This is a genomic window from Flavobacterium plurextorum, from assembly GCF_024638035.1.
Classification (GTDB): Bacteria; Bacteroidota; Bacteroidia; order Flavobacteriales; family Flavobacteriaceae; genus Flavobacterium; species Flavobacterium plurextorum.
Map to the genome: position 1 here is coordinate 922,395 of NZ_CP100442.1, position 20,878 is coordinate 943,272.

Here is a 20,878-nt window from a genome sequence, read left to right on the forward strand (position 1 = left end):
CACTAATTTACTTTGCCCAATCGTTTATCCAATTTCCAACGGTCTGACACCATTCGTCATCATCGTTCAAACAAGGAATTGCCAAGAATTCTTCTCCTCCCTTTGCTTCAAAATCTTCTTTGGCACGCATTGCGATTTCTTCCAGCGTTTCTAAACAATCTGATACGAAAGCAGGTGTTACAACTGCTAATTTTTTAATTCCTTTTGCAGGCATTTTATCAATTTCAACATCTGTGTAAGGCTCCAGCCATTTGTCTCCTGCTAAACGCGATTGAAAAGTCAAGCTGTATTTATCTTCTGGAAGTCCTAATAATTTTATGACTTGTTTTGTAGTTTCATAACATTGGTGGCGATAACAAAAATCGTGTGCCGGAGATGGTGTGTTGCAACAAGAACCGTCAATTTTGCAATGTGATTTGGTTACATCTGTTTTGCGAATATGACGCTCTGGAATTCCGTGGTACGAAAACAATAAATGATCGTAATCAAACCCAACTAAATGCTTTTGAATCGAATCAGCTAAATTCTTGATGTAATCTGGTTTGTTGTAAAATGCCGGAACATCTGTAAAAGTTATGTGCGGGAATTTTTTCTTGCGAATTTCTTCTGCTTTCACCAAAATCGTCAAAGTTGAAGCCATTGCATATTGCGGATAAAGCGGGAAAAGCAAAACTTCTGTAACGCCTTTATCGCTCAATTCCTGAAGTCCTTTCTCGATAGTCATGCTTCCGTAACGCATTGCTAAAGAAACAGGAACATTTACCAAAGGCTGTACTTTTTTCTGCATTCTTTCAGAAAGAACCACTAAAGGAGAACCTTCTTCCCACCAGATTTTTGCGTAAGCATGCGCTGATTCTTCTGGTCTTTTTCTTAAAATAATACCGCGAACCAAAAATGCTCTTAATAAATACGGAACATCTATCACGTATTTATCCATTAAAAATTCATCTAAATACGGTTTTACATCTTTTGTTGTTGGACTTTCTGGAGATCCAAGATTTACTAATAATACGCCTTTCATGTTTTTTCCTTTAGGCTTTAAGCTCTAGGCTTTAAGCTTTTATTTGTTTTTAAAATTTCGTCAAAAGTAGAACTTGCTGCTTTTTAGAAATATGATATTTATTACTTTTTAATTATTGTCGAATATTTAAAATCGATGCTTAATAAGATCGTTAGTTTTTATATTTGTTGAATACTTTTCCCAACGATTTATATTCTTCTTCTGTTCCAAAATTTTCGGTCTTAATTTCCTTTTTAGAACTAATCAAATAAAACTGGTGACAAGAAAGACATATTTTAGCTATCCCTGAGATTTCTTTATTCGTTTTAAAAATCAAAATATCTCTATATTGAGGTGAACAAGCATATACCTTTTCAAACATCTGTAAAGAAGGCTTTTCTAAAAAAATATCATTTCTTAAATACTCAACATCTTTTTTAGAGAGCACAAACTTAGAAAATCCACCAGAATTAATTGTTTTATAAAAAACCGCATTGTTTATTTTCTCTGGATAATTATCAAAAAAGATTTTATCAAAAATACCATTGTCAATACTTTTACTATTGTTTTCTCCCATTTCCTCTTCTTTGCTTTTATCCAATGAATAATATTCAACACTGTCAAAATCAAAAAACATTTTTTCTTCTTTTGATTTGCAAGAGAGAATTAGAAAAAACAATAAAACTATAGAATATCTTTTAATCATTAAACATTCGCATTAATCGACATCAAATACTTTTTTGGAGTTGTGGCAAACTTTTTCTTGAATGCCGCTATAAAGTGACTTCCTGTACTGTAGCCAATTTTAAGTCCAACTTCGTTTACATTATAAGATCCACTGTCTAAAAGCTTTCTCGCAAAATCCATTTTATAATCAAATAGAAAGCCATAAACTGTATCGCCGTAAATTTGTTTGAAACCCATTTTAAGTTTCTTCAAGTTCAAACCAATTTCATCTGCCAATTCTTGTAATCCTGGCGGTTCAGCCATATTGGCGATGATAATTTCTTTGGCTCTGCGAATTTTCAAGACATTATCTTCATCTATCAAAAACGGACATTGTTCTGCATTTGGATCTTCGGTTCTATTAAAATACAAACTCAATAATTCGTATCCCTTTCCTTTATAATAAAGATTTTTTATAGAAGGATGAAGGTTATAATGAAACAACTGACTAAGAACAATTGCCATTGACGGACTAATATTTCCTTCGTTATAATACTTTTTGTCCTTATTATCAGGACTTAAAAAAGTAATATAATCAGCTTCAGCAGAAAATAACGCATGAAATTTTTTAATTGAAACAATTACAGAAATCACCCAAGAGTTTGGAGCTAATTCTAAATTCAGCGGCAATTCTTTTTGCGGATTATACAAAAGCAGCGATTTTTCTTCTTTCAATTCTAAAGCATAATTACCTTGATTGAACAAAAATTTAGCGTTGCCTTTTATCCCGAAGTGAAACTGTATCAGCCCACTACCTACTTCATGCTGCGCAAAAAAAGGTTCTGGACTGTCGTTTTGAAAACGGATTAGCGTAAAGTCGTCTTCAATTTTTATAATTTCTTGAGAACTCATAGCGATGTTTTTTAGAAAAGAAAATCAAAGCAAATCTAAAATGTTATTTAGAACGACTCTAAACAAATCATTTCAAACGACTTGATTTTGCTACAAAAGTACTTCTTTTTGCATAAAAACAGTCGTTTACAATCAAAAAAACACATAGCGATACAAAAAGTACTTTAAGCGTTACTTTTATAAACACTATAGTAATAATTTTGTTGCACTTTTATGAAAGTGAATTTATGGAAAACAATAACGTACCGAAACACCTTTATTTTTATTCAGTTGGTCTGAGTTATAAAAAAGCTGATGCTGAGGTCAGAGGTCAATTTAGTTTGGATGCTGTTGCAAAAACTCGTTTGCTGGAACAAGCTAAAAATGATGGAATAGAAAGTTTAATTGTTACTTCAACCTGCAACAGAACCGAAATTTATGGTTTTGCAGAACATCCTTTTCAATTAATCAAACTTATTTGCGACAACAGCAACGGTTCTGTTGATGCTTTTCAAAAAGTTGGTTTTGTTTACAAAAACCAAGAAGCAATTAATCATATGTTTCGCGTAGGAACTGGTTTAGATAGTCAGATTCTAGGCGATTTTGAAATTATATCTCAAATTAAAACCAGTTTTGCCCATTCAAAATCAATGGGATTAGCTAATGCTTTTTTAGAAAGATTGGTTAATGCAGTTATTCAGGCCAGTAAAAGAATCAAAAACGAAACAGAAATCAGTTCAGGTGCAACTTCGGTTTCTTTCGCTTCGGTACAATACATTCTTAAAAATGTAGAAGATATCAGCAATAAAAACATTTTGCTTTTTGGAACTGGAAAAATTGGTAGAAACACTTGTGAGAATTTAGTAAAACATACTAAAAACGAACATATTACTTTAATCAATCGAACTAAAGACAAAGCTGAAAAATTAGCTGGAAAACTTAATTTGATTGTTAAAGATTATTCTGAATTACATTTAGAACTTCAAAAAGCCGATGTTGTGGTTGTCGCAACAGGCGCGCAAAACCCAACGGTTGACAAAGCGATTCTAAATCTAAAAAAACCTTTGTTGATTCTGGATTTATCTATTCCGAAAAACGTAAATGAAAACGTAGAGGAATTAGATGGTGTAACTTTGATTCACATGGATTATTTGTCGCAATTGACAGATGAAACTTTGGAAAACAGAAAATTACACATTCCGGCTGCGGAAGCGATCATCGAAGAAATCAAAGAAGAATTTGTAATCTGGATGAAAGGCCGCAAATTTGCTCCGACAATTAATGCCTTAAAAGAGAAACTAAATGCAATAAAAGCTTCGGAATTAGATTTTCAAAGCAGAAAAATTGCTGATTTTAATGAAGAACAAGCTGAAATCATCAGCAATAGAATCATTCAGAAAATCACTACTCATTTTGCGAATCATTTAAAAGACGACAATACCATGGTGGATGAAAGCATCGAATGGATCGAAAAAGTCTTCAAAATAAAAGCATCTTAAATAAATTTAAACCATATAAGTTCATTTAACAAAACTGTCGTTTTACCCAAACTGCTTAAATTTACTTATATAACTTATATGGTTCAAAGAACAAAACATGGCAGAAAAAACAATCAGAATTGGAACTCGTGACAGCGAATTAGCACTTTGGCAGGCACATACTGTCGAAAAGAAATTAAACGACTTAGGTTACAAAACCTCAATTGTTGCTGTAAAATCTCAAGGCGATATTATTCTGGACAAACCTCTTTACGAATTAGGGATTACAGGAATTTTTACAAAAACGCTGGATATTGCCATGATTAATGGCGATATTGATATTGCGGTCCATTCTATGAAAGATGTTCCAACTGCTTTACCAAAAGGAATTGTTCAGGCGGCTGTTCTAGAAAGAGCAAATGTTCTTGACATTTTAGTTCATAAAGGAAATCCTGATTTTGCAAATCCAAGTACAATTGCAACCGGCAGTTTACGTCGTCAGGCACAATGGTTCAACAAATACCCAAATCATACTGTAGTTGATTTACGCGGAAATGTAAATACGCGTATACAAAAACTAAAAGACAACGATTGGGACGGAGCTGTTTTTGCTGCTGCAGGTTTGGAACGAATTAACCTGAAACCTGAAAATTTCATCAATTTAGACTGGATGATTCCCGCGCCGGCACAAGGAGCAATGCTTGTTGTGGCAATGGAAAATGACAATTATACTTTAGATGCGCTTTCGCAGCTAAATCATATCGAGACTGAAATTTGCACATATATAGAACGTCAGTTTTTGAGAACGCTTGAAGGCGGATGTACTGCACCAATCGGAGCTTTGGTTACTTATAATGAGGATGAAGACACACTCCATTTTCAAGGTGTTTTACTTTCTATTGACGGAAAACAAAAATTAGAAATCAATAAAACAGTTGATATTTCAGAATGGAAAAAATTAGGTTTTCATTCGGCTCAGGAAATCTTAAATAATGGCGGAACAGAATTAATGCAGAAGATTAAAGAATCCCTAAAAAAATAATGGCAAAATCAATTCAGATATTATCTACAAAAATATTATCTCCTGTTCAAAAACAAGAGTTGACAAAAGCCGGCATAGAAGTAATCGAAGCTGACTTTATCAAAACCGAAAATAAACCTTTTGAACTTAAAAACCTCAACGAAAGTTTGATTTTCACCAGTCAAAATGCCGTTCGAAGTGTTTTATCCGATCCAAAATCGGAAGAATTAAAAAACAAAAACGTTTATTGCGTTGGTTTAAAAACAAAAATTCTTTTGTCTGAAAACGGATTCAACGTTGTAGCATATACCGGTTATGCCGCTGATTTAGCAGAAATTATCACTTTAATTTACCGCAATGAAAGTTATACTTTTTTCAGTGGAAATTTAAGACGCGATACTTTACCAACGGCTTTAAAAGATGCTGAAATAAAACTGAACGAAATTCAGGTTTACGAAACCTCATTGCAGCCTCAAAAAATAAAGTCGGCAATTGATGCCATTTTATTTTATAGTCCGTCTGGCGTTGAAAGTTATTTAAAAGAGAATACAATCAAGAAAGAAATCTGTTTTTGCATTGGAGAAACCACTGCAGAAGCTTTACATAAAATCACCAAAAACATCATTATTGCAGATCAGCCCACAGTTGAAGACGTAATTGAAGATGTAATTAACGAATACAAATAAAAACCTTTGCAACTTTGTCCCTTTGCGGCTTTGCAACTAAAATAAAAAAACAATGTTAAAAAACGACCTATTTTTAAGAGCATTAAAAGGAGAAACAGTTCAACGTCCGCCAGTATGGATGATGCGTCAGGCAGGAAGATATTTACCTGAATTTAGAGAACTGCGTGATAAATATGATTTTTTTACACGTTGTGAAACTCCAGAATTAGCTGCTGAAATTACTGTACAGCCAATTCGCAGAATTGCTCCCGATGCTGCAATTTTATTCTCGGATATTTTAGTGGTACCTCGCGCAATGGGAATTCACGTAGAACTGAAAGACAATTTGGGACCAATAATTCCAAATCCGATTCGTTCTTTAGCCGATGTTCACAAAGTTTTTGTTCCAGATGTAAATGAAACTTTAGGTTACGTTTTTGATGCTGTAAAATTGACTAAGGAAATGTTGAACGACGAAGTGCCATTAATTGGTTTCGCAGGTTCACCTTGGACAATTTTCTGCTATGCTGTTGAAGGAAAAGGTTCTAAAAGTTTTGATATTGCAAAAGGATTCTGCTTTTCAAATCCAGCTGCAGCACATACTTTATTACAAAAAATCACAGATACGACTATTTTATACTTAAAAGAAAAAGTAAAATCGGGCGTAAATGCGGTTCAGATTTTTGATTCTTGGGGAGGAATGCTTTCTCCGGTTGATTATCAAGAGTTTTCATGGAAATACATCAACCAGATTGTTGATGCTTTAGCTGATATTACACCGGTTATTGTTTTCGGAAAAGGATGTTGGTTTGCTCTTGGCGAAATGGGAAAAAGTAAAGCTTCTGCATTAGGAGTTGACTGGACTTGTTCGGCTAGAAATGCTCGTTATTTGTCAGGTGGAAACATCACTTTACAAGGAAATTTTGATCCTTCAAGATTACTTTCTCCAATTCCGACTATCAAGAAGATGGTTCACGAAATGATTGACGAGTTTGGAAAAGATAAATATATTGTAAATTTAGGTCACGGAATTTTACCTCACATCCCTGTAGATCACGCGAAAGCGTTTATTGATGCAGTGAAGGAATACGGACAATAGTTACAGTACTCTTTTAGAAATCGTAATTTCTTTTTAGTTTTATAAAAAATTCCTGCTATAAAATAAATTATGGAAATTAAAGACCTTACTAATAGAATTATAGAAATTGAAGAAAAATTCAATTCAATTATTCCTGTTTTAGAAGAAAAAAACAACAAAGAAGGCTTTAAGTACAGACATTTATATAAGGGAATTATTTCTATTCAAAGTAAGATTTCTTTTCAACCAGAAATATTGTTTTTAGGAATAAATCCTGGAGAAGGCGCTTTCATTCAAAAGAACTATAAAGAAGGAAATACGTTTTATTATCCTAAAGAATTAGTTGATTCTGATAAAAAATTAGAACTAAACTGGCTTCAAGATAACAATGCACGTCAAGGAAAATGGTATCATGGAAAAGTAAAAAATACTTTTCCAAAACAAATGATTGATATTCTTCATTATACCTCAAAAGTTAAATGTAAAAAATAAATAAATCTTTCAGATGAAGAGGATCGCAAATTATTTATTCGTGAAATTGCAGATAAAATTGTTCATACCAATCTTTCTCCAATAGCGACAAAATCTGCTAAAGAATTAAAAATAATTTACAATAAACTGTCGAAAGAAGATTCATTAAAAGATCACTGGAATGGAACGGTTCAAAATTTTTTTCGTCAAAGATCAATTGACTTAATTTTAGCTCTTCAGCCAAAATTAATTGTTTGTGTTGGAAATTCTGTTTATAAAGATTTGTTTCTAAAAGATACAGCAAAAAAAGACAAAGTTTTTTCTACAACTGGCATTCTAAAAAGAGCAGGACAAGAGCACTCTTTTAAAACGGTTGTTTTTTCAAGAAAAGGAACTTGGGACACGAAAAGAATATCAGAATTGATACTTAATCCGTAACCTTAAAAATCATGCTAAACAAAGGCCTTAGAGATGAAGAATCTATCAGAATAGAGAATACTCTAAGAACTTTGCATGCCTTAATTTTTGTTCCAAAATTTTGGAATGCTGAAGACACTAGTCTTATCGATGAGCAGCTGAAAAGTTTTGGATTAAGTCTGCAAAAAACAGTCGAAATTCCAGAAGAAGAATTAATTCTTCTTTTACAACAATGCCATTTAGACTGGAATCAACAAGAGCAGTTTGCAGATATTTTAATGGGGCTTTCTGTAGAAAAACAATTTGATTTTCTAGGAAAGGCGCTTGCCATTTATCAATATATCCAACAAGAAAGCAAGATTTTTTCTTTTGGAATTAACACTAAAATTGCTTCGGCTAAAAACAAATAGAGATGAGTTTTATAGATTGGAAAATAGATCGAATAGAAAATATTCTTCCTGAAGATTTTTATGCCCTTATTGAAAAGAATGTAAAACACATCGAAAAAACTTTTCCTGTTACACTTGAAAATTGTTTAGATTTAGAAAAAACGAAACAGTTTATTGCTGTAAATCAAGAGAAAGAAAAGAATAAAGAATGGTTCTATTTTTTTGCAAGAGATATAAAAACCAATCATTTGATAGGCTACTTATGTGTAAAAAGCATTGATTATCGCATTTCAAAATGTGAATTGGGTTACTTTATTGATGAAGATTATCAAGGAAAAGGAATTACCTCAAAACTGGTTTCAGAAACATTAGATTTTTGTTTCAATACTTTAAAAATGAACAAGGTTTTTATCTGTACTTCAAAAATCAATAAAGCAAGTCAGCAAATTGCATTAAAACATCATTTTAAGCAAGAAGGAATATTAAGAGACGAATTTAAAGGCGGCGACGGCACGCTTGAAGATGTCGTTTATTTTGGATTACTTAAATCAGAATATAATACACATGAAAGATAAATTTTACGCATACATACAACAATTACAAGACCAAATCTGTGCTGGATTAGAAGCTGTTGACGGAACGACGAAATTCCGTGAAGATCTTTGGAAACGTCCAGAAGGCGGCGGCGGAAGAACACGCGTTATTGAAAACGGAAATGTTTTTGAAAAAGGCGGTGTCAACATTTCAGCCGTTCATGGAAAATTACCTGAAACGATGCAAAAAATGTTTGGCGTTGGCGAAGCTGATTTCTTTGCCTGCGGATTAAGTTTGGTTTTGCATCCAAAAAACCCAATGGTTCCTACAGTTCATGCGAATTGGCGCTATTTTGAGATGTATGATGAATCTGGAAAAGTGATCGAACAATGGTTTGGCGGCGGACAGGATTTAACGCCTTATTATTTGTTTGAGGAAGATGCAAAACACTTTCACCAAACTTGTAAAACGGCTTGTGATAAGCACAATCCTGAGTTTTATCCAAAGTATAAAAAGCAATGTGATTCGTATTTTTGGAATGCGCACAGAAATGAAGCTCGCGGAATTGGCGGTTTATTCTTTGATTATTGCAAAGCAAATGAGCAAATGTCGATGGAAAACTGGTACAATTTTGTAACCGAAGTCGGCAATAGTTTCCTTGAAGCTTATGTTCCGATTGTGGAAAGAAGAAAAAACTTAGAATATACTCCCGAAAACAGAACGTGGCAGGAAATTCGCCGCGGCCGCTATGTTGAGTTTAATCTCGTTCACGACAAAGGAACTTTATTCGGCTTAAAAACAAACGGAAGAATCGAGAGTATTTTGATGAGTTTACCTCCGCATGTTCAATGGGTTTACGATCATCATCCAGAAGCGGGAAGTAATGAAGAAAAACTAATAAACGTGTTAGAAAATCCAATTGATTGGGTTTAAACATGTATCCAAAAAAAAATATTTAACACATAGAAACATAGATTTAAAGGTTTATCTTAGAGCTGATTTTAGAAAATCATGATTTTTTCACATTGTGCTATGTGGCTCATTTTGAGTGAAAAGTCTTTTTAAATGATCTAAAAACTATTTCTCTATGTGTTTAAAATTGATTTGTACTGTATTCTTTGCCAGCATTTTTGGGTGTTTTGCTCAAAAAGACTCCCTGCAGAATCCTTATTTTAAATCATACAATGATAAAATCACCACCAGTATCTATTACTTAGACAATTCCAATAGTTTTCAGATTGCTTCAGGCAGCCAAGATCCGAAGATCTTTGTTAATCTAATTCCGAATAGAAGAGAACAGATTGGTTTTAATTTGAATTATAAAATCATTGATGTTACGATTGGTTTCGCACCTAAATTTCTTGGCGGTAACAAAGGCGATTCTCATTCCAAGCATTTTAATTTCAATACCCGTTTTTACTATAAAAAATGGATGCAGTCTTTTACTTTCATCAATCAAAAGGGATTTTATCTTAGTGATGATAATATAAATACGCAACTTCCAAGGATGAGAACCACTAAAATTGGCGGATCGACAGCTTATGTTTTTAATGACAAGTTCTCTTTTAAAACGCTGGTAAGTCAAAATGAATGGCAGACTAAAAGTTCTGGGAGTTTTATTCCGACTTTTTCATTTTATTACACCAATTTAGACTTAAATACTCCCGATTCGTCTCCCGGCGATATTTATGTATTTACTTTAGCGCCTTCTTACTTCTATAATTTCGTAATCAGCGATCGTGTTTTAATTGGAGCTGGAATTGCTTTAGGATTTGGAATTAATGATGTCAGCGGAGATACATCAGCTTTATATCAGGCTGATTTCAATTTAAAACTGGCCTATAATAAAGACCGTTTCTTTGCTTTTGCGAGTTTAAATTCGGTAACTTTTGTTCAAGATGAAAAAGTTGATCCTAGGCTGAATGATAATGTTTCAACATTAAAACTTTCGGTAGGTTATCGATTTGATCCTCCAAAAAAAGTAAAGGAAGTTTACGATAAAGTCAATAAAAAAATTGGGCTGTAAAAAACTCTCTTTCAATAAGTTCTAAAAAATGCTTAAATTAACGGGAATTTATTCCAACTAAAATTCAGTATTATGGCAAATATGAACAATGAACAATTAAATCGCATGCAATCTGGAAAGGGCTTTATTGCCGCTTTAGATCAAAGCGGCGGGAGTACTCCAAAAGCATTGGCACAATATGGAATACAGGAAAGCAGTTTCTCAAATGACGAAGAAATGTACACTTTAGTACACGAAATGAGAACGAGAATTATAAAAAGCCCTGCCTTTGACAGCGAATACATTTTAGGCGCTATTTTGTTTGAAAACACAATGGACCGTAAGATTGACGGTCTGTGGACTGCCGATTATTTATGGGAGAAAAAGCAGATTGTACCGTTTTTAAAAGTCGATAAAGGTCTTGCTGAGCTTACAAATGGTGTACAACTAATGAAACCTATTTCTAATTTGGATGAATTACTGACACGAGCGGTTGAACGAAACGTTTTTGGAACTAAAATGCGTTCTTTTATTAAAGAAGCAAATGCAGCGGGTATTCGTGAAGTTGTTGAACAGCAATTTGCTGTAGGCATTCAAATTTTTAAAAAAGGACTTATTCCTATTATTGAGCCTGAAGTTGATATTTATAGTGCAGATAAGACAAAATCTGAAGAAATTCTAAAAGAAGAAATCTTAAAACAACTAAACGCATTAGACAAAGATGTAAAAGTGATGTTGAAATTATCGATTCCAACCGTTAATGATTTTTACAGCGAATTAATGTCTAACCAGAACGTCGTTAGAGTTGTGGCTCTTTCTGGCGGATATTCGAGAGAAGATGCCAACGACAGACTTGCACAAAACCATGGATTAATTGCGAGTTTCTCACGAGCATTATCTGAAGGACTTAGTGCTGACCAATCTGATAATGATTTTAACAATACGCTGAAACAAACGATAAAAGCCATTTATGACGCTTCTATTACCTAACAAATCGTTATTTAAAGCTTAAAAAAAATCCCCGAAAATTAATTTTTCGGGGATTTGTATTTTATATCTTATTTAGAAGTCATTTCGTCAGCTAAATCTAGTGTTTGTAAAATGATATTTTTATCAGATTTTAAAGCATTCAATTTAACTGCAAAAATCAATTTGTTATTCATTAGTTTTTTAGGAGACTCAAAAGTAATATCTGAAAATTGCTTCGAGATCTTATTGTACTTCTCAAAATCAGATGCATTCGTATTTTCTGATTTACCAAAGACATCTACTGTCTCACCAATATTCAGCTTTCCGAACATATAATTTTTCTTTAAATCTTTTTTTGCTTCCACTAAAAATGATCCTTTTCCTTTACTAAAATAGTCAAGTGTGTTTGCTACCACAACAACATCTTTATCTTTGATAATAAACAAATCGCCGTATTCTTTTGTTCCTTCTATCAGGAAAGTATTTCCGTTTTGAGTTAAAAATTGCTTGCGAACGCCTAACTGTAAAAGCTTATCGCCAAATGTTGGATGTGTAGAGGTAAAAATTACAGCAAAAAGCGGAACTGTTTTTTTAATTTTTTCTTCTTTTTCTATTGGCTCAAAATTTTCATCGTAGTCGTACGATTTAGAAACTACCTCAACTTTCTTGCTATCGAACAAAAACAGGCTCAAATCACCGTCAAAAAGCTTTGCCGCGGCCTCTTCATCAATAATCGTCGAGATTAAATCTGTAACTACAGCCAAATCATCTCTCTGTAACGCTGGGCTATTAAACAAATCAGTCATTAAAGATGGAATATTTTCAAGCGCTGCTTGTGTATTGATATGATAAGACATATAACCCAAAGGCTTGTTTGCAGGAAAGTAGTTAAATATGTTTTTGTTGATTTTTCTATTGCTGATTTTCCCCACAACTTCTGCAATCTGCTCTGAATATTCGATAACTTCCTCTATACGTGCATTATTGCTGTCGAAATAAAAATCAAGATTAACACCTTTTACAAAATTGCCTAAATTTTTCTGGTTTGGTAAAAACTTATCATAACCTCCAAAAACTGCCATTGGATATGAATACGAGGAATATAAGCCAGTCATAACTGCACCGTAATTTACCCATGACGAAATATCTGCAAGTGCATTTATTTTATCAGATACAGGAAGAGTAAACCCTTTTTCAAACAATGCTTTTATCATCAAATTTTGCTGTTCAGCCAGTTTTTGATTAAAGTCATCTTCTTCTTTTGTGTATGCTGCATAAGATTCCGTATTATATGAATCTTCTTCTGTTTCAGATTCTTCTACAGCCGTTGAATTATCGGCAGCTGCCGGCTCTTCAATTGATAATTCTTTATATGGTTCGTCTATTGCAATTGAATCCTGAAGTGCATCTGCAGATGAGAGATCGTATCGGTTTGAGTGAAATTTCTTTGTTAATTTTAGTATTACCAAATAATTATCATTCCACGCAAATGATTCTTTTTCGTTTTTTGAGTTAAGAATGCTGAAATTTCCAAAATCTTGAATGGTTGGAACTATAACCGAATCAGTGTTTTTGTTAATGCTGTATTCTTTCAGTAAAAACTGTTTTGCAGCTTCTTTATTCTTTATCGGAATAGTAATTTGACAATACGGAATACTGTCTGTAAAATTTCCGTGAACGGTTAATTGCTTGTCTAAATAAAAAAGAGAGGTGTACTTACTGATGTCAAAACCTGAATTTCCATCTTTGTACTTATTCAACACAGGATGATTTAATACCTCATCGATATTTACTTTTTTTGAAAGCTGATTTCCATTAAATTGTACAAAATAGTCGTATTTATTTTGATTGTTTTGACCAAAGGTCAGATAAGTGGCGAATACTAAAAATAAGGTGCATAATTGCTTCATAAATCAGGGCGTTAATTGGATTGTATTATTCATTAATGACGATTTTTTGAGTACGCTGTACATACTTTGTTTTAAAAAAACCGTCTTTTTATTCTTTGATATTTTACTAGCAGCATTTTCAACAGATGCAATATCTTTATCGAAAGTATAAATCGCTGTTATACTGGCTTCTTCAAGATCTTTCTTTTTCTTGGGATCTTTAATTACTTTTTCGGGAACTGGATAAGAAGCGATTCGTTCAAAATTTTTAGCATTACTGCTAAAATGAATCTGATCACGTTGATTGTTAATCGTATTTACTACCGCATTCAAAGCTTTAATGTTGGCGTAATTAAGTTTGATGATGAAAATGTAATTTTCAAAATCAGTTTTGGTTGTAATATTTGAAATTCCTGCAATTTTTGAAGCTTTCACTTTAAAGTCTTCTAATTTCTGTGAAATTTCCTGTTCGTTTGGGATTTTAACGCCATCTACTTCTTCTAAAAAAATAGCGGATTTGGTTTTAAACCATGATTTCGAAAAATCGATCATCAATGTATATTCACCACTTTGGTCGTCGTGATGTTTGATTCTTTCTGTTATCTCAAAACAACTCGTCAAGAGCAAACAGCAGCAGAAAGCAAGAATTTTCTTCATTTCGCAAATTTATGCGAAATATTTTAAAAACCTACAGCAAAGGTTTCTTAAAATTCAGCTTATAAAAGCATCAATTTTTAGATAATATTAACGGATTCTACATTGGTCTAAACGCCTAATTCTGTTGATTTTTGATTAACTTTGCGCTACTTGTTAAAAAAGTGAAATAATCTTCAAAAAAATAAAATAACAACTGCACTTTTAGAAATAAAGATGAATCAATCTGTTTTCCAAGAAATCAGGTTTAAAGTCTGAAATCTAAAATCTAAAATCTAAAATTATATGTTCCCATTACAAAGAAACCGTCGTTTGAGAACCAATGAATCAATTCGTTCTTTAGTACGTGAAACCAGTTTAAGTCCGCAGGATTTTATGCTTCCAATGTTTGTTGCTGAAGGAAAAGATGTAAAAGCAGCTATTCCGTCAATGCCGGGAATTTACCGTCATTCATTAGATAACACAATCAAAGAAGTAAAAGAAGCATGGGATTTAGGTATAAAAGCGGTAAATATCTATGTAAAAGTCAGCGATAATTTAAAAGACAATAAGGGAACTGAAGCTTGGAATAAAGACGGCTTGATGCAGCAAACTATTCGTGCCATAAAAGATGCTGTTCCAGAAATGATCGTTATGCCGGATGTAGCTTTAGATCCATATTCGATCTATGGTCATGATGGAATTATTGAAAATGGTCAATTAATCAATGATGCAACTGTTGATGCTTTAACTCGAATGAGTTTAAGTCACGCAGAAGCTGGAGCTGATTTTGTTGCTCCGAGTGACATGATGGATGGAAGAGTTCTGGCTATTAGAAAGGCTTTGGAAGAAAACGGACATCATAATGTTGGAATTATGAGTTATAGTGCTAAATATGCTTCGGCATTTTATGGTCCTTTTCGTGATGCTTTAGATTCTGCTCCAGTAGATTCTCAGAATATTCCAAAAGACAAGAAAACATATCAAATGGATTATGCTAACCGAATTGAAGGAATTCGCGAAGCATTATTAGATGTTGAAGAAGGTGCAGATATTGTTATGGTAAAACCAGGAATGGCATATTTAGACATTGTTCGTGAGGTAAAAAATGCGGTTCATGTTCCTGTTGCTGTTTACCAAGTTTCTGGTGAGTACGCTATGGTAAAGGCCGCAGCCGAAAGAGGATGGTTAGATCACGATAAAATTATGATAGAGCAACTTTATTGCATTAAGCGTGCAGGCGCTAGTATTATCTCTACATATTTCGCAAAAGAAGCTGCCGTAATTTTAAATAAATAGCATGAAAAAAGTATTATTCTTATCTGCTGTTTTAGCATTTGCTTCATGCAAAAAAGAAGCGGCCGAAAACCCAGATCATAATCCAACTGAAACGTATACTGAAGGAGAATCTGCAGAAGCCAAAACACCGGAAGCTTTAGGAAAAGAAATTTTTGAAGGAAGAGGAAACTGTACTTCTTGTCATCAAGTTGATCAAAAAGTAATTGGACCAAGCATTAAAGAAATCGCGCAGATTTACAAAGATAAAAATGCTGATATCGTTACATTCTTAAAAGGAAAAGCGGAACCAATTGTTGATCCAAGTCAATTTGCAGTTATGAAAACTAATATTCCGATAACGCAGGCAATGTCTGATGAAGAATTAAAGGCTATTGAAACGTATATCTACAGTCAATTAAAATAGTTTTATATTCCTGTTGACATACAGTTGTCACTACCTCATTTTAAATTTACAATTCAACAAAAATGAAGTAAAATGAAAATTCAGAAATTCGATATTATTGGTATTTCGGTAAGAACCACAAACGAAAATGGTCAATCAGCTCAGGATATTCCTGCTCTTTGGAACAAATTTATGACAGAAGGAATTCAGCAAAAAATTCCAGGTAAAATTTCAGAAGAGATTTTTTGTATTTATACCGATTATGAAAAAGATCACACCAAACCTTACACGACTATTTTAGGCTGTAAAGTTGAAAGTTTAGATTTCGTACCTGAAAATATGGTTGGTAAAACAGTTGAAGCAGCTGATTATGAAAAAATTATTGCCAAAGAAAATTTGACCGAAGGTATTGTTTATAATAAATGGCTGGAGATTTGGAATTCAGATCTAGATCGGATTTTTACAGCAGATTTTGAAGTTTATGGAGAAAAAGTCCAAGACCCAAAAAATGCAGAAGTTGATATTTACATCGCAATTCGATAAGACATAAAAACAAAAACGGCGCTGAATCAGCGCCGTTTTTTTATGGATTTTATTCTTACCAGATTTTAACTCTCTTAGCAGGATCGATATACATTTTATCTCCTTTTTTAATATCAAAAGCTTGATAAAAAGCATCTACGTTCTGAATTGGCACAACTGCTCTGTACATTCCAGGAGAATGCGGATCAGTTTTAACCTGACTCTTAATTGCTTCATCTCTAGATTTTGTTCTCCAAACAGTAGCCCAAGAAATAAAGAAACGTTGTTCTGGCGTAAATCCGTCAATTAATCCTGGATTTCCGTTTGCTTTCAAATACAATTGCAACCCGTCGTAAGCAGCATTGATTCCGCCTAAATCTCCAATGTTTTCCCCTAAAGTAAATTTACCATCTACGTGAATTCCAGGTAAAGGCTCTAAAGCGCTGTATTGATCTGCCAAAGCAGTTCCAAGAGCTGTAAATTGTTTTAGATCTTCTGGTGTCCACCAGTCAACAAGATTTCCATCTGCATTATAACGTGCTCCAGAATCATCAAAACCATGAGAAATTTCATGACCGATAACAGCACCAATTCCACCATAATTAACTGCTTCATCAGCTTGGTAATTATAGAAAGGCGGTTGTAAGATTGCCGCTGGGAATACAATTTCGTTATACGATGGATTGAAATAAGCATTAACCGTTTGAGGTGACATTCCCCACTCTGTTTTATCAACTGGTTTACCCAATTTCGCTAAACTTTCTGCATAAGACCATTTTGATATGTTTTTCATGTTATCAAAATAAGTTCCGCCTTCGTTAACGTTTTTAAGCTCTAGTTTAGAATAATCTTTCCATTTATCAGGATATCCAATTTTAATGGTAAGTCTCTTTAGTTTTTCGATTGCTTTTGTCTTTGTTGGCGCAGACATCCAAGGCAATGCGTTGATTCTGTTTTCGTAAGCTAACATTACATTAGCAATCATGTTCTTTGCTTTGTCTTTTGCTTCAGCAGGAAATAATTTTTCTACATACAATTTTCCTAAAGCTTCTCCGGTAGCACCGTTAATTACCTGCAATGCCATTTCTTCACGAGGACGTTGTTTCAACGCTCCTGTAAGGGTTTTTCCGTAGAAATCAAAATTCGCTTTTTCAATATCTGTAGTCAACGTTGAAGCATTTCTGTTCAATAAAGACCATTTCAAATATTCTTTCCATGCTTCTACTTTCTTTTCCGAAAATGTTTTTTCTAAAGCAATCATATAACGCGGCTGCGCTACGTTTACTGAATCCAATTTCGTCATTCCGATTCCAGTGAAATATTTCTCCCATTGAATAGAAGGCGTATTTTTCTTTAAATCAGCAATCGCAGTTGGATTATATTGTTTTCTGCGGTCTCTTCTTTCAACACGGTCTAATCTTGGAGCAGAAAGTTCAATTTCTAAAGCTAAAATTTGTTTTGCACTTTCTTTAGCTTTTGCAGGAGATTCTCCAATATACTGTAACATTCTGGCAACGTGTACTTCGTATTTTTCACGTTTTTCTTTTGAATCTTTATCGTCTGAATTGTAGTAATCTTTATCAGATAATCCTAAACCTCCCGGTCCTAAGTTAACGGTGTTTTTGTTACTGTTTTTAGCATCTGCTCCAACATATACTCCAAAAAAACCAATACCACCTTGCGGCTGCATTTCGATAAAGAAATTCTGAAGATCGGTAACGTTTTTAATAGCATCGATTTTCTTCAAAACAGGCTGAAGAGGCGTAATTCCATTTTTATTACGACCAACCGTATCCATAATCGTGTTAAACAAAGCAATTGCTTTACCTTGATCTGTATTTGATTTGTATTTAGGATCTTTTGATGCTTCTTTTAAAATAGCAAGCGCATCATTATCAGTCTTCTGACGCAATTCGTTAAAACTTCCCCATGAATTTCTATCACTTGGAATTTCTGTTTTGTCCAGCCAAGCTCCATTTACGTAACGAAAAAAATCATTTTTTGGGCTCACTTTCGTGTCCATATTAGAAAGATTGATTCCCGGTTCTTTCTTTTTGGCGTCTTGTGCCTGAACTGCAGTAATTGTAATCATTGCAGAAACAACACAAAACATAGGTTTTCTTAGTTGTTTAATCATTTTTATTTATGGTTTTTAGTATATATACAAACATATTGCAATTATTCTAAACTATGTATAAAATACATCAAATAATTAATTTGATGGGTATCATTCTTTAATTAAACCTAACAGATTCAATAAAATGGACAAACGAAAATCATGATTTTACACTTTATACAAACAAAAACGACGCTGAATCAGCGCCGTTTTTTATGATTTGGAATTATGTTACCAAATTTTTACTCTTTTATCTGGACTTACAAACATTTTATCGCCGCTTTTAATTCCAAAAGCGTTGTAAAAAGCATCCATATTTTGAATTGGAACATAAGCTCTATACATTCCTGGAGAATGCGGATCTGTTTTTACTTGATTTTTTATGGCTTCATCTCTTGATTTTGTTCTCCAAACTGTTGCCCAAGAAATAAAGAATCTCTGTTCTGGTGTAAATCCGTCAATTAAACCTGGATTTCCGTGTTTCTTTAAATACAGCTGTAATCCATCATAAGCCGCATTTATTCCACCTAAATCTCCAATGTTTTCCCCTAATGTAAATTTACCATCTACTTTAATTCCTGGTAAAGGTTCTAAAGCGCTGTATTGATCTGCTAATTTATCACCAAGTGCAGTAAATTGTTTCAAATCTTCAGGCGTCCACCAATCTACAAGATTTCCTTCGGCATTGTAACGTGCTCCAGAATCATCAAAACCATGTGAAATTTCATGTCCGATTACAGCTCCAATTCCACCATAATTTACAGCTTCATCAGCTTGATAATTGTAAAATGGAGGTTGTAAAATTGCTGCTGGGAAAACAATTTCGTTGTACGATGGATTGTAATACGCATTTACTGTTTGCGGTGACATTCCCCACTCTGTTTTATCAACTGGTTTTTTCAATTTTTCAATTCCTTTTTTGAAATTCCATTTTGCTATATTGCGTGAATTCTCAAAATAACTTCCGCCGTCTGCAATACTTTTAATTTCAAGCGCTGAATAATCTTTCCATTTATCAGGATAACCTACTTTAATGGTGATTTTATTTAATTTTTCGATTGCTTTTACTTTTGTCGGCGCAGACATCCAAGTTAAGTTATTGATACGATTTTGGTATGCAGTAATTACATTTTGAATCATATCTAAAGCTTTAGTTTTAGCTTCAGCTGGAAAAACTTTCTCAACGTACAATTTACCAAGTGCTTCACCAATATCGTTATTTACAATTTGCAACGCTTTTTCTTCACGCGGCAATTGTTTTATTGCACCTCTTAAAGTTTTGCTGTAGAAATCGAAATTAGCAGTTTCAACATTTGTTGATAATTTCGTTGCGTAAGTATGGATTAAATCCCATTTTAAATACTCTTTCCATTGTGCTACTTTATTAGCTGTAAAAACAGTTTGAAGTGCTTTCATGTATTTAGGCTCCATAACTATAACTGTATCCAGCTTTGCTAAACCTATTCCAGTAAAATAAGCTTCCCATTTTATAGCTGGTGTTAACTTTTGAAGTTCCGCAATTGTCATTGGATTATATTGTAAACGGCTGTCTCTGCTTTCAACACGATTCAATCTTGGTTTTGACAATTCTGTTTCTAAAGCTAAAATAGCTGAAGCGCTTTGTTTTGATTTTTCAGGAGATTCGCCAATAAACTGCATCATCTTTGCAACATGCAATAGGTATTTTGCACGTTTTTCTTTAGAATCTTTATCTTCTGAAATATAATAATCTTTATCTGGCAATCCCAATTGGTTTACTCCAAGGTATACCGAATTTTTAGAACTGTTTTTTTCGTCAGCACCAACATAAGTTCCAAAAAAACCAGCAGCTCCTTCTTGTTCTACTTCAGTTAAGTATTTTTGAAGATCGGCTGCGTTTTTAATTGCATCAATTTTTTTCAAATAGGTTTGCAAAGGTGCAATTCCTTGTTTGTTTCTGCCCACAGTATCTAGAACAGTTGCAAATAAATTTACTGCTTTTCCTTGATCAGTATCTGATTTGTACTTTGGGTTTTTTGATGCTTCTTTTAAAATAGACATTGCATCTTTGTCTGTTTTTTTTATCAATTCATTGAAACTTCCCCAAGTTGTACGATCGCTTGGGATTTCGGTTTTGCTTAACCAAGTTCCGTTTACATATTGAAAAAAGTCCTCACCTGGACTAACTTTGGTATTCATGTAGGAAACATTAATACCGGGCTCTTTTGGAGCTGTATTTTGAGCTTTTACTGCAGTTAATGAAAACATTACAGAAAAAACACAAAATAAGGGTTTTGTAAATTGTTTGTTCATTTTCGAGTGTGATTTTTGTGTTAATACAAAAATATTGTTAATATTTGGAATTTTGTGTTAAAATCAAAGCAATAATTTGCGGCAGTTTTTTAGTAAAAAGTATAACCTCCGCCATTTCTACTTTTTAAGATTTAAACCGTGTACAATTTCTATAAAAGCAG

The 20,878-nt window shown here is 33.4% G+C and carries 20 protein-coding genes; 13 read left to right on the top strand and 7 right to left on the bottom strand.

The window, feature by feature from the left end; all coding sequences use genetic code 11:
* Nucleotides 1–7: 7 nt before the first annotated feature.
* The 3 genes from hemH to NLG42_RS04340 form a co-directional block, all read right to left on the bottom strand.
* Nucleotides 8–1,021: a ferrochelatase gene (gene hemH, locus NLG42_RS04330; RefSeq protein ID WP_089058001.1), complete on the bottom strand. Its 1,014-nt coding sequence runs from the start codon at nucleotides 1,019–1,021 to the stop codon at nucleotides 8–10.
* Nucleotides 1,022–1,172: 151 nt separating this feature from the next.
* Entirely contained in the window at nucleotides 1,173–1,637 is a 465-nt protein-coding gene (locus NLG42_RS04335) for a hypothetical protein (protein ID WP_257683091.1), read from the bottom strand.
* A gap of 68 nt (nucleotides 1,638–1,705) precedes the next feature.
* Nucleotides 1,706–2,578, bottom strand: a complete 873-nt coding sequence (locus NLG42_RS04340; protein WP_099717893.1) for a helix-turn-helix domain-containing protein — start codon at nucleotides 2,576–2,578, stop codon at nucleotides 1,706–1,708.
* Between the two features lie 227 nt (nucleotides 2,579–2,805).
* Between NLG42_RS04340 and hemA the strand changes: the two genes are divergently transcribed.
* From hemA to NLG42_RS04390, 10 genes are all read left to right on the top strand, one after another.
* The gene (gene hemA / locus NLG42_RS04345; protein WP_257683092.1) at nucleotides 2,806–4,056 is read left to right on the top strand and encodes a glutamyl-tRNA reductase; all 1,251 of its coding nucleotides are present in this window, start codon (nucleotides 2,806–2,808) and stop codon (nucleotides 4,054–4,056) included.
* 97 nt (nucleotides 4,057–4,153) lie between these two features.
* Entirely contained in the window at nucleotides 4,154–5,077 is a 924-nt protein-coding gene (gene hemC / locus NLG42_RS04350; RefSeq protein ID WP_257683093.1) for a hydroxymethylbilane synthase, read from the top strand.
* Nucleotides 5,077–5,742, top strand: a complete 666-nt coding sequence (locus NLG42_RS04355) for a uroporphyrinogen-III synthase (protein WP_099717890.1) — start codon at nucleotides 5,077–5,079, stop codon at nucleotides 5,740–5,742. The genes hemC and NLG42_RS04355 overlap by 1 nt, the downstream gene beginning before the upstream one ends.
* 52 nt (nucleotides 5,743–5,794) lie before the next feature.
* Nucleotides 5,795–6,820, top strand: a complete 1,026-nt coding sequence (gene hemE / locus NLG42_RS04360) for a uroporphyrinogen decarboxylase (protein ID WP_089057996.1) — start codon at nucleotides 5,795–5,797, stop codon at nucleotides 6,818–6,820.
* A 69-nt stretch (nucleotides 6,821–6,889) separates the two neighbouring features.
* A complete protein-coding gene (locus tag NLG42_RS04365; RefSeq protein ID WP_257683094.1) occupies nucleotides 6,890–7,291 on the top strand; it encodes a hypothetical protein in 402 nt (133 codons plus the stop codon).
* 428 nt (nucleotides 7,292–7,719) lie between these two features.
* Nucleotides 7,720–8,097, top strand: coding sequence for a hypothetical protein (locus NLG42_RS04370; protein WP_257683095.1), 378 nt, complete (start codon nucleotides 7,720–7,722; stop codon nucleotides 8,095–8,097).
* Between the two features lie 2 nt (nucleotides 8,098–8,099).
* A complete protein-coding gene (locus tag NLG42_RS04375; RefSeq protein ID WP_089057993.1) occupies nucleotides 8,100–8,651 on the top strand; it encodes a GNAT family N-acetyltransferase in 552 nt (183 codons plus the stop codon).
* Nucleotides 8,641–9,543 carry an oxygen-dependent coproporphyrinogen oxidase gene (hemF, locus tag NLG42_RS04380; RefSeq protein WP_257683096.1) on the top strand — a complete coding sequence of 301 codons (903 nt, stop codon included), beginning with the start codon at nucleotides 8,641–8,643 and terminating at the stop codon, nucleotides 9,541–9,543. The genes NLG42_RS04375 and hemF overlap by 11 nt, the downstream gene beginning before the upstream one ends.
* Nucleotides 9,544–9,697: 154 nt before the next feature.
* Entirely contained in the window at nucleotides 9,698–10,636 is a 939-nt protein-coding gene (locus NLG42_RS04385) for a DUF4421 domain-containing protein (protein ID WP_257683097.1), read from the top strand.
* A gap of 81 nt (nucleotides 10,637–10,717) precedes the next feature.
* Nucleotides 10,718–11,605 (top strand): fructose bisphosphate aldolase, encoded by an 888-nt coding sequence (locus NLG42_RS04390; RefSeq protein WP_257683972.1) that lies wholly within the window; start codon nucleotides 10,718–10,720, stop codon nucleotides 11,603–11,605.
* Between the two features lie 68 nt (nucleotides 11,606–11,673).
* Here the strand turns inward: NLG42_RS04390 and NLG42_RS04395 are convergent, their stop codons facing one another.
* Nucleotides 11,674–13,494 (bottom strand): hypothetical protein, encoded by a 1,821-nt coding sequence (locus NLG42_RS04395; RefSeq protein ID WP_257683098.1) that lies wholly within the window; start codon nucleotides 13,492–13,494, stop codon nucleotides 11,674–11,676.
* 3 nt (nucleotides 13,495–13,497) lie between these two features.
* The gene (locus NLG42_RS04400) at nucleotides 13,498–14,130 is read right to left on the bottom strand and encodes a hypothetical protein (protein WP_257683099.1); all 633 of its coding nucleotides are present in this window, start codon (nucleotides 14,128–14,130) and stop codon (nucleotides 13,498–13,500) included.
* Between the two features lie 282 nt (nucleotides 14,131–14,412).
* Between NLG42_RS04400 and hemB the strand changes: the two genes are divergently transcribed.
* From hemB to NLG42_RS04415, 3 genes are all read left to right on the top strand, one after another.
* Entirely contained in the window at nucleotides 14,413–15,405 is a 993-nt protein-coding gene (gene hemB, locus NLG42_RS04405) for a porphobilinogen synthase (RefSeq protein WP_089053472.1), read from the top strand.
* A gap of 1 nt (nucleotide 15,406) precedes the next feature.
* The gene (locus NLG42_RS04410) at nucleotides 15,407–15,808 is read left to right on the top strand and encodes a c-type cytochrome (protein ID WP_089057016.1); all 402 of its coding nucleotides are present in this window, start codon (nucleotides 15,407–15,409) and stop codon (nucleotides 15,806–15,808) included.
* A 72-nt stretch (nucleotides 15,809–15,880) separates the two neighbouring features.
* The gene (locus NLG42_RS04415; RefSeq protein WP_257683100.1) at nucleotides 15,881–16,330 is read left to right on the top strand and encodes a GyrI-like domain-containing protein; all 450 of its coding nucleotides are present in this window, start codon (nucleotides 15,881–15,883) and stop codon (nucleotides 16,328–16,330) included.
* Between the two features lie 55 nt (nucleotides 16,331–16,385).
* On the opposite strand, the gene NLG42_RS04420 is transcribed toward NLG42_RS04415, so the two are convergent.
* Nucleotides 16,386–18,446, bottom strand: coding sequence for a M13 family metallopeptidase (locus NLG42_RS04420; protein ID WP_089057014.1), 2,061 nt, complete (start codon nucleotides 18,444–18,446; stop codon nucleotides 16,386–16,388).
* Between the two features lie 210 nt (nucleotides 18,447–18,656).
* Nucleotides 18,657–20,717, bottom strand: a complete 2,061-nt coding sequence (locus tag NLG42_RS04425; RefSeq protein WP_099717880.1) for a M13 family metallopeptidase — start codon at nucleotides 20,715–20,717, stop codon at nucleotides 18,657–18,659.
* Nucleotides 20,718–20,878: the final 161 nt, after the last annotated feature.

Bases quoted from the DNA above. Each gene is read 5' to 3' on its own strand.
- hemH (WP_089058001.1), bottom strand. From the start codon at position 1,021: ATGAAAGGCGTATTATTAGTAAATCTTGGATCTCCAGAAAGTCCAACA.
- NLG42_RS04335 (WP_257683091.1), bottom strand. From the start codon at position 1,637: ATGTTTTTTGATTTTGACAGTGTTGAATATTATTCATTGGATAAAAGC.
- NLG42_RS04340 (WP_099717893.1), bottom strand. From the start codon at position 2,578: ATGAGTTCTCAAGAAATTATAAAAATTGAAGACGACTTTACGCTAATC.
- hemA (WP_257683092.1), top strand. From the start codon at position 2,806: ATGGAAAACAATAACGTACCGAAACACCTTTATTTTTATTCAGTTGGT.
- hemC (WP_257683093.1), top strand. From the start codon at position 4,154: ATGGCAGAAAAAACAATCAGAATTGGAACTCGTGACAGCGAATTAGCA.
- NLG42_RS04355 (WP_099717890.1), top strand. From the start codon at position 5,077: ATGGCAAAATCAATTCAGATATTATCTACAAAAATATTATCTCCTGTT.
- hemE (WP_089057996.1), top strand. From the start codon at position 5,795: ATGTTAAAAAACGACCTATTTTTAAGAGCATTAAAAGGAGAAACAGTT.
- NLG42_RS04365 (WP_257683094.1), top strand. From the start codon at position 6,890: ATGGAAATTAAAGACCTTACTAATAGAATTATAGAAATTGAAGAAAAA.
- NLG42_RS04370 (WP_257683095.1), top strand. From the start codon at position 7,720: ATGCTAAACAAAGGCCTTAGAGATGAAGAATCTATCAGAATAGAGAAT.
- NLG42_RS04375 (WP_089057993.1), top strand. From the start codon at position 8,100: ATGAGTTTTATAGATTGGAAAATAGATCGAATAGAAAATATTCTTCCT.
- hemF (WP_257683096.1), top strand. From the start codon at position 8,641: ATGAAAGATAAATTTTACGCATACATACAACAATTACAAGACCAAATC.
- NLG42_RS04385 (WP_257683097.1), top strand. From the start codon at position 9,698: ATGTGTTTAAAATTGATTTGTACTGTATTCTTTGCCAGCATTTTTGGG.
- NLG42_RS04390 (WP_257683972.1), top strand. From the start codon at position 10,718: ATGAACAATGAACAATTAAATCGCATGCAATCTGGAAAGGGCTTTATT.
- NLG42_RS04395 (WP_257683098.1), bottom strand. From the start codon at position 13,494: ATGAAGCAATTATGCACCTTATTTTTAGTATTCGCCACTTATCTGACC.
- NLG42_RS04400 (WP_257683099.1), bottom strand. From the start codon at position 14,130: ATGAAGAAAATTCTTGCTTTCTGCTGCTGTTTGCTCTTGACGAGTTGT.
- hemB (WP_089053472.1), top strand. From the start codon at position 14,413: ATGTTCCCATTACAAAGAAACCGTCGTTTGAGAACCAATGAATCAATT.
- NLG42_RS04410 (WP_089057016.1), top strand. From the start codon at position 15,407: ATGAAAAAAGTATTATTCTTATCTGCTGTTTTAGCATTTGCTTCATGC.
- NLG42_RS04415 (WP_257683100.1), top strand. From the start codon at position 15,881: ATGAAAATTCAGAAATTCGATATTATTGGTATTTCGGTAAGAACCACA.
- NLG42_RS04420 (WP_089057014.1), bottom strand. From the start codon at position 18,446: ATGATTAAACAACTAAGAAAACCTATGTTTTGTGTTGTTTCTGCAATG.
- NLG42_RS04425 (WP_099717880.1), bottom strand. From the start codon at position 20,717: ATGAACAAACAATTTACAAAACCCTTATTTTGTGTTTTTTCTGTAATG.